This window comes from Streptomyces sp. NPDC048751 (assembly GCF_043198595.1).
Classification (GTDB): Bacteria; Actinomycetota; Actinomycetes; order Streptomycetales; family Streptomycetaceae; genus Streptomyces.
In genome coordinates, this window is the sequence record NZ_JBICUX010000001.1 from 17,077 (window position 1) to 30,334 (window position 13,258).

The window sequence follows — 13,258 nt, forward strand, 5'->3', positions numbered from 1 at the left end:
CAACAGAAAGTTGAATTCCGTTACGCGGAAGTGAGCGGAGTCAACGGCGGCAGAGAGGGGCCCGGGTGTCCGACGCTGAACTGGTGCTGCGTTCGACGCGCGTCATCACTCCCGAAGGGACGCGCGCCGCCTCGGTCGCCGTGTCCGACGGCAGGATCACGTCCGTACTGCCCCACGACGCGCCCGTACCGGAGGGCGCCCGCCTGGAGGACTTCGGCGACGACGTCCTGCTGCCCGGCCTGGTCGACACCCACGTCCACGTCAACGACCCGGGCCGCACCGAGTGGGAGGGCTTCTGGACCGCCACCCGCGCGGCCGCGGCCGGCGGCATCACCACCCTCGTCGACATGCCGCTCAACTCCCTCCCGCCGACGACCACGGTCGCCCACCTGCGTACCAAGCAGGAGGTCGCCGCCGCCAAGGCGCACATCGACGTCGGCTTCTGGGGCGGCGCGCTGCCCGACAACGTCAAGGACCTGCGCCCGCTGCACGACGCCGGGGTCTTCGGCTTCAAGGCGTTCCTGTCGCCGTCCGGCGTGGACGAGTTCCCGCACCTCGACCAGGACCCGCTCGCCCAGTGTCTCGCGGAGATCGCCGGCTTCGACGGTCTGCTCATCGTGCACGCCGAGGACCCCCACCACCTCGACGCCGCCCCGCAGCAGGGCGGCCCCAAGTACGCCGACTTCCTCGCCAGCCGCCCGCGCCACGCCGAGGACTCCGCCATCGAGGGGCTCATCGCCCAGGCGAAACGCCTCCACGCGCGCGTGCACGTCCTGCATCTGTCTTCCAGCGACGCGCTGCCGCTGATCGCCGCCGCCAAGGCGGAGGGCGTCCGCATCACGGTCGAGACCTGCCCCCACTACCTGACCCTCACCGCCGAGGAAGTCCCGGACGGCGCCAGCGAGTTCAAGTGCTGTCCGCCCATCCGCGAGGCCGCCAACCAGGACCTCCTCTGGCAGGCCCTCGCGGACGGCACCATCGACTGCGTGGTCACCGACCACTCCCCGTCGACGGCCGACCTCAAGACCGACGACTTCGCGACGGCCTGGGGCGGCATCTCGGGCCTCCAGCTCAGCCTGTCGGCGGTGTGGACCGAGGCACGCCGGCGGGGCCACGGACTGGAGGACGTGGTCCGCTGGATGTCGACCCGCACGGCCCGGCTCGTGGGACTCCACGCACGCAAGGGCGCCATCGCGCCCGGCCACGACGCCGACTTCGCCGTCCTCGCCCCCGACGAGACCTTCACCGTGGACCCGACGGCCCTCCAGCACCGCAACCGCGTCACCGCGTACGCCGGCCGGACCCTGCACGGCGTCGTGAGGTCCACCTGGCTGCGCGGCGAACGCATCGTCGCGGACGGCGAGTTCACCGAACCGAAGGGACGACTGCTCACCAGGCCCCACTGACCACCCGCCCCACCCGCACCGGCCGACTCCTGAAAGGCAGCCCTGATCACTGTGACGGCGATACCTCGTTTCACCGGCGACGCGAGCCCCTACGGAGGCGGCGACCCCTACGCGGACCACCGCACCGCCGACTTCCCCTTCACCCGGCACACCAACCTCGCCGACCGGCAGCTCGGCGCCGGTGTCATCGCCGCCAACGACGAGTTCTTCGCCCAGCGCGAGAATCTGCTGCTGCCCGGGCGCGCCGAGTTCGACCCCGAGCACTTCGGGCACAAGGGCAAGATCATGGACGGCTGGGAGACCCGTCGCCGCCGGGGCGCCTCCGCCGACCACCCCTGGCCGACGTCCGAGGACCACGACTGGGCCCTGGTCCGCCTCGGCGCGCCCGGTGTCGTCCGCGGGATCGTCGTCGACACGGCCCACTTCCGCGGCAACTACCCGCAGGCGGTGTCGATCGAGGGCACGTCGGTGCCCGGCTCCCCCTCCCCGGAGGAACTCCTCGGCGACGACGTGAAGTGGACCACGCTGGTCCCGCGCACCCCGGTCGGCGGCCACGCGGCGAACGGCTTCGCGGTCTCCGTCGAACAGCGCTTCACCCACCTGCGCGTCAACCAGCACCCCGACGGCGGCATCGCCCGCCTGCGCGTGTACGGCGAGGTCGTCCCGGACCCGGCGTGGCTGGCGGTGCTCGGCACCTTCGACGTGGTCGCCCTGGAGAACGGTGGCCGGGTCGAGGACGCCTCCAACCTCTTCTACTCCCCGGCGAGCAACACCATCCAGCCCGGCCGCTCCCGCAAGATGGACGACGGCTGGGAGACCCGCCGCCGCCGCGACCAGGGCAACGACTGGATCCGCTACCGACTCGCCGCCCAGTCCCAGATCCGGGCCCTGGAGATCGACACCGCCTACCTGAAGGGCAACAGCGCGGGCTGGGCGGCGGTGTCGGTGAAGGACGGCGAGGACGGCGAATGGCGCGAGGTCCTGCCCCGCACCCGCCTCCAGCCCGACACCAACCACCGCTTCGTCCTCCCGGCCCCGGCCGTGGGCACGCACGCGCGCGTGGACATATATCCGGACGGAGGCATCTCCCGACTGCGCCTGTTCGGTTCCCTGACGGAGGAGGGCGCGAGCCGCCTCGCGGCACGGCACCAGGAGCTGGGCGGCTGAGAAGGGCTCCGCCCCTGCAACGCCGGCCACTCAGCCCGTCCGGCGCTTGAGGACGAGGCCCGTCCAGGGCCGAAGCGGGGGGCCGGGGGTGGCAGCCCCCGGAGACGGGAAGGGCAGGGGCGGCGGGGGCTAAACCCCCTACGGCGGCGAGACGCTCACGCCGCGTGCCCCCCGTCCACGGCGAACTCCGCTCCCGTCACATACGCCGCCCCCGCCAGATGAGCCACCGTCGCCGCCACCTCCTCACCCGTACCGAACCGCCCCACCGCCGTCATCGCCGCCTGGCCCGCCGCGAACGGCCCGTCGGCGGGGTTCATGTCCGTGTCGATCGGCCCGGGGTGCACGACATTCGCCGTGATCCCGCGTGCCCCCAGCTCGCGGGCCAGTGCCTTCGTCAGCCCGACGAGGGCCGACTTGCTCATCGCGTAGAGCGTGCCGCCGGGACCCGGGACGCGCTGCGTCATGCAGCTGGCGATCGTGATGATCCGGCCGCCGGCGGTCATGCGGGCGGCCGCGGCCCGGGAGGTCAGGAACACTCCCCGGACGTTCACGGCGAGCACCCGGTCGACGTCGGCGAGCGACAGGCTCTCCATGGGGCCGAGCAGGCCGACACCCGCGTTGTTCACCAGCACGTCGAGCCCGCCCAGCGCCTCCGCCGCCAAGCCCACCGCGCCCGCCGCCTCCGCCGCGTCCGCGGAGTCCGCCCGCAGGGCGACCGCCCGCCGTCCGAGGTCCTCGACGGCCCGTACGACGTCCGCGGCAGCCTCCTTGCCGTTCACGTAGGTCACCGCCACGTCCGCACCCTCCCGGGCCAGCCGCAGAGCCGTCGCCGCACCGATGCCGCGGCTGCCGCCGGTCACCAGGGCCACCTTGCCGTTCAGGGTTCCGTAGGTCGTTGTCATGGGTCCATCACAGCGGCCGGTGCCCCGCAGCGCTGGCGGCGAACGGACGTCGACCTCGGGCCCCCGGAACTCGGAACTCTTCCCTCCACCTCCGGCGTTCTCCCGTCGTGACTCTTCAGCAAGAAATCGTCGGCAATGCCATGCAGATGGCCGTCGTCAACCTGAACCCCGGCCAGACCGTGTACTGCGAGGCCGGGAAGTTCCTGTTCAAGACGGTGAACGTGACCATGGAGACCCGCCTGTCCGGCCCGTCCGGCAGCGGCGGTGGTCAGCCCCAGGGCGGCGGCTCGGGCAGCGGCGGCGGCATGGGCGGCATGCTGCGCCAGGCCATGGGCACCGCCATGCAGGTGGGCCAGCGCGCCCTCGCGGGCGAGTCGCTGGCGTTCCAGTACTTCACCGCCCAGGGCGGCGAGGGCACCGTCGGCTTCGCGGGCGTGCTCCCCGGCGAGATGCGCGCCCTGGAGCTCGACGGCACGCGCGCGTGGTTCGCCGAGAAGGACGCCTTCGTCGCCGCCGAGTCCACTGTCGACTTCGGCATCGCCTTCCAGGGCGGCCGCACCGGCATGAAGGGCGGCGAGGGCTTCGTCCTGGAGAAGTTCACCGGCCGCGGCACGGTGATCATCGCCGGGGCGGGCAACTTCATCGACCTCAACCCGGCCGACTTCGGCGGCCGCATCGAGGTCGACACCGGCTGTGTCGTCGCCTTCGAGGAGGGCATCCAGTACGGCGTCCAGCGCGTCGGCGGCCTCAACCGCCAGGGCCTCATGAACGCCGTGTTCGGCGGCGAGGGCCTGTCCCTGGCCACCCTGGAGGGCAACGGCAGCGTGATCCTCCAGTCCCTCACCATCGAGAGCCTCGCCAACGCTCTGAAGAAGGCCCAGGGCGGTGACAAGCAGGGCCCGACGGGCGGACTGTTCTCGACCAACGCGGGCTGAGTCGACGAGTTGCGGGCGCCGGTGGGGTCTGAGCTGATGACAGGTGTCGTCCAGCGACCCCACCCCCCGGAAGGCAGGCACCCGCCATGGGCAAGCTCGTCCTCACCACCTTCGTCACCCTCGACGGTGTCTACCAGGCCCCCGGCGGCCCCGACGAGGACACCACAGGAGGCTTCGAGCACGGCGGCTGGAGCGTCCCGTACGGCGACGAGGACTTCGGCCGGTTCGTCACCGAGGTCTTCGACCGCGTCGGCGCGTTCCTCCTCGGCCGCCGCACCTACGACATCTTCGCCTCCTACTGGCCGAAGATGACCGACCCGGCCGACCCGATCGCCTCGAAGCTGAACGGCCTGCCGAAGTACGTCGCCTCGAGCACCCTCACCGACCCCGACTGGGCCCACACGACCGTGATCGCCGGCGACCTCGCCCAGGAGGTCACCGCCCTCAAGCAGCGCACCGACGGCGAACTCCAGGTGCATGGCAGCGGCGCCCTCGCCCGCTCGCTGCTCGCCCTCGACCTTGTCGACACCGTCCACCTGCTGACCTTCCCGGTCGTCCTCGGCGCCGGCCACCGCCTCTTCGCGGAGGGCGCCCTCCCGACCGCCTTCCGCCACACCGCCGGCCGCGTCACCGGCGCGGGCGTCTCCATCCAGTCGTACGACCTGGCGGGCCGCCCGGAGTACGGCTCCTACGCACTGCCGGAGACGGCCTGACCCCCCGTGGGCCGTGGCCGCGTCCGCTCCGGCCGTGTCCCCGGCCCGCAGGTTAACTCCCCGAAAACTCACCGGACTTGCCGGGAGAATCCTTCCCTCTTGTCATTGACATGCCATCGTCTACGCGCGTCATCATGAGGCCCATGAGATTCCCCCCACGCATCTCCCGCATCGGCGGCGCAGCCGCCCTCCTGACCGCCCTCCTCGTGGGCGGCACCGTCTCCGCCCCCACCGCGGGCGCGGCCACCACGGCCGTCGGCAGCGTCTGCTACGGCGACCTGCCCTCCCAGGCGTACGACACCCTGGAACTGATCCAACAGGGCGGCCCCTACCCGTACTCGCAGGACGGGAGCGTCTTCCAGAACCGGGAACGCGTCCTGCCCAGGCAGTCCTCCAGCTACTACCACGAGTACACGGTCAAGACGCCGGGCTCCTCCACGCGCGGCGCGCGCCGCATCGTCACCGGTCAGCGGAACGAGGAGGACTACTACACCGCCGACCACTACGCCACGTTCGACCTGGTCGACTACGACTGCTGAGGCTTCGGCTCAAGCGGGGCTCACGGCCCACTCGGGCTCACGGCGCTGACTCAGGCTCACGGCCCTACTGGGGCTTACGGCTCTCGGCCACGGCGAACAGCGCGCACGCCAGCACGATCAGCACGACGCTCGCGAAGACGCCGTAACCGTCGAGGAAGTCCAGTCGTTGCAGAAGACCCACGTCCCAGTGGGTGAACTCGTGCAACAGGCCCATCACGCCCTGCACGAAGGCGATGAACCCGATTACCTCCAGCACCTGTTTCATGAGCAGAACCCTCGCCCCGCGGACCCCTCACGCACAACGGCCGCGGGGCGAGGCACGCCCGGCGGAAGTCCCCCTCGGGCCGGGGTCGGCGCGCCGAAAGTCTGCGGTATCGCGACTTTGGTCGGTGATCCCCGTCGGACCAGGGCGGAGGGAACGCCTCCCGCATAGATTGGTCGACCGTGATGGGTGACAGGCCGGCGGGGGCCCCGCCGGCGTTCGCTGGGCGTCGATGGCTGTTTCCGTCCGCGGTGGTCCACGAGTTCGACCCCGACACGGGACGCTCGGGGCGGCCACGGCGCACCGCGCGCGACTGGATGGTCGACTTCTCCTGCTTCTTCCTGGCCATCGCCATCGGCCTCGCGGCCGCGGAGACCGTGAAGCACGAGACGAACCTCCCGCAGGCCTGGGCCGTCGCCGACCAGTACCTGGGCGCTCTGGCCTGCGCCGCGGTGTGGCTGCGCCGCCGCTGGCCGGTCGGCCTCGCGCTCGCGACGGTCCCCGTCGGCTTCCTGTCGAGCACCTCGGGCGGCGCCTGCCTGGTCGCCCTCTTCACCCTCGCCGTGCACCGGCCGCTGCGGTACGTGGCCTGGATCGGCGGCGCCTCCTTGGCCCTGCTGCCGCTCTTCTACCACCTGCGCCCCGACCCCGACGCGCCGTTCCGGGTCGTGGTCGCCTTCGCCGTGCTGCTCACCGTCGCCGTCATCGGCTGGGGCATGCTCGTACGGTCCAAACGGCAGCTCCTGCTGAGCCTGCGGGACCGGACGCGGCGCGCCGAGACGGAGGCGCGGTTGCGCGCCGAGCAGGCCCAGCGGCTGGCCCGCGAGGCCATCGCCCGGGAGATGCACGACGTGCTCGCGCACCGGCTGACCCTGCTCAGCGTGCACGCGGGCGGGCTGGAGTTCCGGCCGGACGCGCCCCGCGAGGAGATCGCGCGGGCGGCCGGCGTGATCCGGGAGAGCGCCCACGAGGCCCTCCAGGATCTCCGGGAGATCATCGGCGTGCTGCGCGCGGGCGACTCGGAGGACGCGGGCCGCCCCCAGCCCACCCTCGCCGCGTTGGACGCGCTGGTTGCCGAGTCCCGTGAGGCCGGGATGAAAGTCGTCCTGGACGGCCGCGTCACCGACCCCGCCGCCGTCCCCGCCTCCGTGGGCCGCACCGCCTACCGCATCGCCCAGGAGGCCCTCACCAACGCCCGCAAGCACGCCCCCGGCACGGAGGTCACGGTCTCCGTCACCGGCGCCCCGGGCGAGGGCCTCACCCTGTCGGTCCACAACCCGGCCCCCGAGGGCGAGGTCCCTGCCGTCCCCGGCTCCGGCCAGGGCCTGATCGGCCTGACGGAACGGGCGACGCTGGCCGGGGGCCGCCTGACCCACGGGCCGCAGGAGGACGGGGGTTTCGCGGTGCGGACGTGGCTGCCGTGGGGATGAGCGGGGAGGCCGACGACTCCCTGATCCCCGGCCCTCTCGACGAACCCGGTACGAGCGTCAACCCCTGCCCCGCGCCCCGTGGTTACGTAAGCCCCATGACTGTCATCAGACTCCTCCTCGTCGACGACGACCCCCTCGTGCGGACCGGCCTGGCCTTCATGATGGGCGGCGCCGAGGACATCGAGATCGTCGGCGAGGCCGCGGACGGCGGCGAGGTCGAGGCGCTGGTCGACCGCACCCGCCCGGACGTCGTCCTGATGGACATCCGGATGCCCACGGTGGACGGTCTGACGGCCACGGAACTGCTGCGGCGCCGCGAGGACGCCCCGCAGGTCGTCGTCCTCACCACCTTCCACGCCGACGAACAGGTGCTGCGCGCCTTGCGCGCGGGTGCCGCCGGATTCGTCCTCAAGGACACTCCGCCCGCCGAGATCCTCGACGCGGTACGCCGGGTCGCGGTCGGCGACCCCGTATTGTCGCCCACCGTGACCCGCCAGTTGATGCGGCACGCGGCCGGTACCGCCGCCGACACGCGCCACGCACGCGCGCGTGAGCGGATCGCCACCCTCAACGACCGCGAACGCGAGGTCGCCGTCGCCGTCGGCCGGGGCCTGTCCAACGCCGAGATCGCCACCGGCCTGTACATGAGCGTCGCCACGGTCAAGACCCACGTCTCCCGCATCCTGGCCAAGCTCGACCTCAACAACCGGGTGCAGATCGCCCTGTTGGCCTACGACGCGGAACTCCTGGACGACGACGGGCACTGAGCGCCGACGTCGCGCGTTGGCACGGTAACGGGAGGGGGGACGTCATGGCGGACGTGATCGACCTGGGGGAGTTCGGCGCCGGATTCCAGCAGAACCCGCACGGGGTGTACGAGCGGCTGAGGGAGCGCGGCCCGGTGCACCGGGTGCGGCTGCCTCCGCCCGACGCGCACCACGAGACCTGGCTGGTCGTCGGACACGAGGAGGCCCGGGCCGCGCTCGCCGACCCCCGCCTGTCCAAGGACGGCAGCCGCATCGGCGTGGTCTTCCTCGACGAGCAGCTGATCGGCAAGTACCTCCTGGTCGCCGACCCGCCCCAGCACACACGGCTGCGCGCCCTCGTCTCGCGCGCGTTCACCCCACGCCGGGTGGAGGAGCTGCGGCCCCGGATCCAGCGGATCACCGACGACCTGCTCGACGCGATGCTGCCGCAGGGCCGCGCCGACCTCGTGGAGTCGTTCGCCTACCCGCTGCCCCTCACCGTGATCTGCGAGCTGCTCGGCGTCCCCGAGCTGGACCGCAGGGCGTTCCGCGAACTGACGACGGAGGCCGTCGCGCCCACCAGCGCGGACAGCGAGCACGACGCGTTCGTCCGCCTCGCCGCGTACCTCACCGAACTGATCGAGGACAAGCGCCGCGCCGGTGCGAGCGACGACCTGCTGAGCGACCTGATCCGCACCACGGCGGAGGACGGCGACCGACTCTCGCCGGGGGAGCTGCGAGGGATGGCCTTCATCCTGCTCATCGCGGGCTTCGAGACCACGGTCAACCTCATCGCCAACGGCGTCCACGCCCTGCTCACCCACCCCGACCAACTCGCCGCGCTGCGCGCCGACATGACCCTGCTCGACGGCGCGGTCGAAGAAATGCTGCGCTACGAGGGGCCGGTGGAGAACGCGACGTTCCGGTACGCCGCCGAACCCCTGGAGATCGGCGGCACAACCATCGGCCAGGGCGAGGCGGTCATGATCGGCCTCGCCGCAGCCGACCGCGACCCCGCCCGCTACCCCGATCCCGCCCACTTCGACATCCACCGCGACACCCGGGCCCACCTCGCCTTCGGCCACGGCATCCACTACTGCCTCGGCGCCCCTCTGGCCCGCCTCGAAGCCCGCGCCGCGATCCGCACCCTCCTCGAGCGCTTCCCCACCCTCACCCTCGACGGCCCACCCGGGGAGTGGCTGCCGGGCATGCTGATGCGGGGGATGCGGAGCCTGCCGGTGCGCTGGTAGGGGCAGGCAGCGCGACACCTCGGAACGCCGGGTCCGCTCAGCCGCCCGGCACCTCGGACAGAGCCACGGGTCTGCGCTCCCTGCGCGACGTGTCGCAGGCGTCGGCGATCCTCAGGGCCTGCAATGCCTCACGCCCATCACACGGGTTCGCCCGCTCACCCCGCACCACCTCGACGAACGCCGCCAGCTCGGCCTCGTAGGCGGGAGCGAACCGCTCCAGGAAGCCGCCCCACGGCTTGTCGGCGGCGGGTGGCCCCGTCGGCTCCGTGGAGGCGATCGGCGTACGGTCGTCGAGCCCCACGACGATCTGGTCGAGCTCCCCGGCCAGCTCCATGCGCACGTCGTAGCCCGCCCCGTTCAGCCGCGTCGCCGTGGCCGTGGCGAGCGTGCCGTCGTCGAGGGTGAGGACCGCCGCCGCCGTGTCGACGTCCCCCGCCTCGCGGAACATCGGCGGCCCCGCGTCGGACCCCGCGGCGTACGCGTCCACCACCTCGCGCCCGGTCACCCAGCGCAGCATGTCGAAGTCGTGGATCAGCGTGTCCCGGAACAGCCCGCCGGACAGCGGCAGCCAGGCGGCCGCGGGCGGCGTCTGGTCCGACGACACCGCCCGGACCGTGTGCAACCGGCCCAGCCGCCCCGACCGCACCGCGTCCCGCGCCCCCGTGTAGCCCGTGTCGAAGCGCCGCTGGAACCCCATCTGAAGGATCGTTCCGGCCGTCTCCACCTCGGCGATCGCCTGTAAGGTCCCCGACAGGTCGAGCGCGATGGGTTTCTCGCAGAACACAGGCAGCCCCGACCGGGCCGCCCGACCGATCAGCTCGGCGTGTGCCTCGGTGGCCGTGGTGATCACCACCGCGTCCACGCCCCACCTGAAGATCTCGTCCACGCCCGGCGCCGCCGTCTCCCCGAGCCGCCCCGCGAGCTCCTGCGCCCGCGACGGGTCCGCGTCCGTGAGGATCAGGGAACCGACCTCACGGTGGCGGCTGAGTGTGTTGGCATGAATCGCGCCGATGCGACCTGTACCGATAACCCCGATGCGCATGAAAACAAAGTGGCCACGGAGCCCCGGCGATGTCAATGCGTATGTCCGGACAATCGAACTACACAACTTCCCGTCAACCGGCCGCGGAGCTACGCTCGGCCCGTGCCGAAACCAGAAGTGGACCCGACCGTGCAGCTCGAGCTCCGTGTGGACCGGAGCTCTCCCGTGCCGTTGTACTTCCAGCTGTCCCAGCAGCTGGAGGCCGCGATCGAGCACGGCACGCTGACCCCCGGCAGCCTGCTCGGCAACGAGATCGAGCTCGCCGCACGGCTCGGCCTGTCCCGGCCGACCGTCCGCCAGGCCATTCAGTCCCTCGTCGACAAGGGCCTCCTGGTGCGCCGCCGAGGGGTCGGTACGCAGGTCGTGCACAGCCAGGTCAAGCGCCCCCTGGAGCTCAGCAGCCTCTACGACGACCTGGAGGCGGCCGGACAGCGCCCGGCCACCAGGGTCCTCGTCAACACCGTCGTCCCGGCGACCGCGGAGGTCGCCGCCGCACTCGGCGTGGCCGAGGACAGCGACGTACACCGCGTGGAACGGCTGCGTCTCGCCCACGGCGAGCCGATGGCGTACCTGTGCAACCACCTGCCGACCGGCCTGTTCGACATGGACACCGCGCAACTGGAGGCCACCGGCCTGTACCGGCTGATGCGAGCCGCCGGCATCACCCTCCACAGCGCCCGCCAGTCCATCGGCGCCCGCGCCGCCACCGCCGCCGAGGCGGAACGCCTCGCCGAACCGGAGGGCGCACCCCTCCTCACCATGCAGCGCACCACCTTCGACGACACGGGCCGCGCCGTCGAGTTCGGCGACCACACCTATCGCCCGAGCCGCTACTCGTTCGAGTTCCAGCTCCTGGTACGCCCCTGAGGCTTCCGCATCTTCGTCGCATTGTCCGGACAATGCGATCCGGAAAGGACTCCGCAGACGGCAACGGGATCGGCGTTGTGGGGCACGAATCGCGACACGCCGGGTAGGGGCGCGGGGAACGGCGCGACCAGCCACGAACGACCCGCACCCGGCACAGGACAGGCACCACCCCGCCGCTCCCCGGCACCGCACTCCGCACCACCGTGAGGCAGAATCAGCCCCGATGAGCACCTACCGCGACCTCAGCGCCCCCATCGGCTCCCGGCGCGCCCCCGCACTCCGCACGGTCGGCACCCGGGAGCGCCGCTCGCACCTGACCGCACCCCGCGTGCCCACGGTCGGCATCGACATCGGCGGCACGAAGGTGATGGCGGGCGTCGTCGACGCCGACGGGAACATCCTGGAGAAGGTCCGCACGGAGACCCCGGACAAGTCCAAGAGCCCCAAGGTCGTCGAGGACACCATCGTCGAGCTGGTCCTGGACCTGTCCGACCGGCACGACGTGCACGCCGTCGGGATCGGCGCCGCGGGCTGGGTCGACGCCGACCGCAACCGCGTCCTGTTCGCCCCCCACCTGTCCTGGCGCAACGAGCCGCTGCGCGACCGCATCGCAGGGCGCCTCGCGGTCCCCGTCCTCGTCGACAACGACGCCAACACCGCCGCCTGGGCCGAGTGGCGCTTCGGCGCCGGCCGCGGCGAGGACCACCTCGTCATGATCACGCTCGGCACCGGTATCGGCGGCGCGATCCTCGAGGACGGCCAGGTCAAGCGCGGCAAGTACGGCGTCGCGGGGGAGTTCGGCCATATGCAGGTCGTCCCCGGCGGCCACCGCTGCCCGTGCGGCAACCGCGGGTGCTGGGAGCAGTACAGCTCGGGCAACGCACTGGTCAGGGAGGCCAGGGAACTGGCCGCCGCCGACTCCCCGGTGGCGTACGGGATCATCGAGCACGTCAAGGGCAACATCGCCGACATCACCGGTCCGATGATCACCGAACTGGCCCGTGACGGCGACGCCATGTGCGTCGAACTGCTCCAGGACATCGGCCAGTGGCTCGGCGTCGGCATCGCGAACCTGGCGGCCGCCCTCGACCCCTCCTGCTTCGTCATCGGCGGCGGTGTGTCGGCCGCCGACGACCTGCTGATCGGCCCCGCGCGGGACGCCTTCAAGCGTCACCTCACCGGGCGCGGCTACCGCCCCGAGGCCCGTATCGTCCGCGCCCAGCTCGGCCCCGAGGCCGGCATGGTCGGCGCCGCGGACCTCGCACGTCTCGTGGCCCGGCGCTTCCGGCGCGCCAAGCGGCGCCGGGTGGAGCGGTACGAGCGCTACGAGCGGTACGCGGAGGCCGTCCGCCGTACCCGGGACACGGCATGACGGCCTCGCTGCCCCGCCAGGCCACGCCCCCGGACGAGCCGCCCGAGCCGGCCGAGGACCGCCGCCACATGATCCGCCGCAGGGCCATCACCCTGCTGATCATCGTGCTGCTCATCGGTGTCCCGGCCGGCTACCTGGTGATCTCCGCCAACCAGAGCCGCGACAGCGGCAAGGACAAGGAGGCGAAGTACTCGGCGACCGGCCTGACCGCGGGCTGGCCCTCGACGGTCCAGCGCCGCCTCTACAACGTGCCGATCCCGCACCCCTCCAAGAGGGTCGCCTACTACGAGACGAACAACTGGAAGACCAGCCGTCTCTACGTCCAGTTCCAGACCACCGCTCCCAACCTGGACGTCTTCCTGCAGGCCCTCGGCACCGACCGGACCCGGCTGAAGCAGGACGACATCGCCATCGGCCACCGCGACCAGAAGGTCACCGGCTGGAAGTTCACCGGCCCCGGCCCGTGGTGGGGCCTCGCCCACCACCAGAAGAACCCGGCACCCACCCAGGACGTCGTGGTGAACCTCGCCGACCCCGACCGCCCGATGATCTACGTCGTCTCACGGACAGTTCCTTGACCGGGCCGGTTCCGGAGCGGCCGGTCGGCCCCTGAGCGGTCGCCGGGAC

Annotated in this window: 14 protein-coding genes; 11 read left to right on the forward strand and 3 right to left on the reverse strand. The window is 72.1% G+C overall.

All coding sequences use genetic code 11. The features are described from left to right. The first annotated feature begins 65 nt into the window (after nt 1-65). Together allB and alc are read left to right on the forward strand one after the other, a co-directional pair. Nucleotides 66-1,406 (forward strand): allantoinase AllB, encoded by a 1,341-nt coding sequence (gene allB / locus ACGFNV_RS00095; RefSeq protein ID WP_393618067.1) that lies wholly within the window; start codon nt 66-68, stop codon nt 1,404-1,406. Nucleotides 1,407-1,457: 51 nt separating this feature from the next. After that, nucleotides 1,458-2,573 carry an allantoicase gene (gene alc / locus ACGFNV_RS00100; RefSeq protein ID WP_393618068.1) on the forward strand — a complete coding sequence of 372 codons (1,116 nt, stop codon included), beginning with the start codon at nt 1,458-1,460 and terminating at the stop codon, nt 2,571-2,573. A 155-nt stretch (nt 2,574-2,728) separates the two neighbouring features. On the opposite strand, the gene ACGFNV_RS00105 is transcribed toward alc, so the two are convergent. Further along, complete coding sequence (locus ACGFNV_RS00105) at nt 2,729-3,475, reverse strand: SDR family oxidoreductase (RefSeq protein WP_393618070.1); 747 nt, start codon at nt 3,473-3,475, stop codon at nt 2,729-2,731. A 107-nt stretch (nt 3,476-3,582) separates the two neighbouring features. Here ACGFNV_RS00105 and ACGFNV_RS00110 point away from each other — a divergent pair, with 107 nt between their 5' ends. The 3 genes from ACGFNV_RS00110 to ACGFNV_RS00120 all read left to right on the forward strand — a co-directional run bounded on the left by ACGFNV_RS00110 (nt 3,583) and on the right by ACGFNV_RS00120 (nt 5,662). Next, nucleotides 3,583-4,410 (forward strand): AIM24 family protein, encoded by an 828-nt coding sequence (locus ACGFNV_RS00110; RefSeq protein ID WP_133930961.1) that lies wholly within the window; start codon nt 3,583-3,585, stop codon nt 4,408-4,410. 86 nt (nt 4,411-4,496) lie between these two features. Next, nucleotides 4,497-5,123, forward strand: a complete 627-nt coding sequence (locus ACGFNV_RS00115; protein ID WP_393618072.1) for a dihydrofolate reductase family protein — start codon at nt 4,497-4,499, stop codon at nt 5,121-5,123. A gap of 143 nt (nt 5,124-5,266) precedes the next feature. Beyond that, a complete protein-coding gene (locus tag ACGFNV_RS00120) occupies nt 5,267-5,662 on the forward strand; it encodes a ribonuclease domain-containing protein (RefSeq protein WP_393618074.1) in 396 nt (131 codons plus the stop codon). A 64-nt stretch (nt 5,663-5,726) separates the two neighbouring features. On the opposite strand, the gene ACGFNV_RS00125 is transcribed toward ACGFNV_RS00120, so the two are convergent. Then, nucleotides 5,727-5,927, reverse strand: a complete 201-nt coding sequence (locus ACGFNV_RS00125; RefSeq protein WP_393618075.1) for a hypothetical protein — start codon at nt 5,925-5,927, stop codon at nt 5,727-5,729. A 182-nt stretch (nt 5,928-6,109) separates the two neighbouring features. Here ACGFNV_RS00125 and ACGFNV_RS00130 point away from each other — a divergent pair, with 182 nt between their 5' ends. The 3 genes from ACGFNV_RS00130 (at nt 6,110) to ACGFNV_RS00140 (ending at nt 9,350) form a co-directional block, all read left to right on the forward strand. After that, complete coding sequence (locus tag ACGFNV_RS00130) at nt 6,110-7,354, forward strand: histidine kinase (protein ID WP_393619928.1); 1,245 nt, start codon at nt 6,110-6,112, stop codon at nt 7,352-7,354. A 95-nt stretch (nt 7,355-7,449) separates the two neighbouring features. Further along, a complete protein-coding gene (locus ACGFNV_RS00135) occupies nt 7,450-8,121 on the forward strand; it encodes a response regulator (RefSeq protein WP_393618077.1) in 672 nt (223 codons plus the stop codon). Between the two features lie 44 nt (nt 8,122-8,165). Further along, a complete protein-coding gene (locus tag ACGFNV_RS00140; protein ID WP_393618079.1) occupies nt 8,166-9,350 on the forward strand; it encodes a cytochrome P450 in 1,185 nt (394 codons plus the stop codon). Nucleotides 9,351-9,387: 37 nt separating this feature from the next. On the opposite strand, the gene ACGFNV_RS00145 is transcribed toward ACGFNV_RS00140, so the two are convergent. Then, nucleotides 9,388-10,392 (reverse strand): Gfo/Idh/MocA family oxidoreductase, encoded by a 1,005-nt coding sequence (locus ACGFNV_RS00145; protein WP_393618080.1) that lies wholly within the window; start codon nt 10,390-10,392, stop codon nt 9,388-9,390. A 129-nt stretch (nt 10,393-10,521) separates the two neighbouring features. Here ACGFNV_RS00145 and ACGFNV_RS00150 point away from each other — a divergent pair, with 129 nt between their 5' ends. The 3 genes from ACGFNV_RS00150 (at nt 10,522) to ACGFNV_RS00160 (ending at nt 13,209) form a co-directional block, all read left to right on the forward strand. Beyond that, nucleotides 10,522-11,259: a GntR family transcriptional regulator gene (locus ACGFNV_RS00150; RefSeq protein WP_393619929.1), complete on the forward strand. Its 738-nt coding sequence runs from the start codon at nt 10,522-10,524 to the stop codon at nt 11,257-11,259. A 223-nt stretch (nt 11,260-11,482) separates the two neighbouring features. Then, a complete protein-coding gene (locus ACGFNV_RS00155) occupies nt 11,483-12,631 on the forward strand; it encodes an ROK family glucokinase (RefSeq protein ID WP_393618081.1) in 1,149 nt (382 codons plus the stop codon). After that, a complete protein-coding gene (locus ACGFNV_RS00160) occupies nt 12,628-13,209 on the forward strand; it encodes a sugar kinase (RefSeq protein WP_393618083.1) in 582 nt (193 codons plus the stop codon). Before ACGFNV_RS00155 ends, ACGFNV_RS00160 begins: the two co-directional genes overlap by 4 nt. The last annotated feature ends 49 nt before the right edge of the window (nt 13,210-13,258 follow it).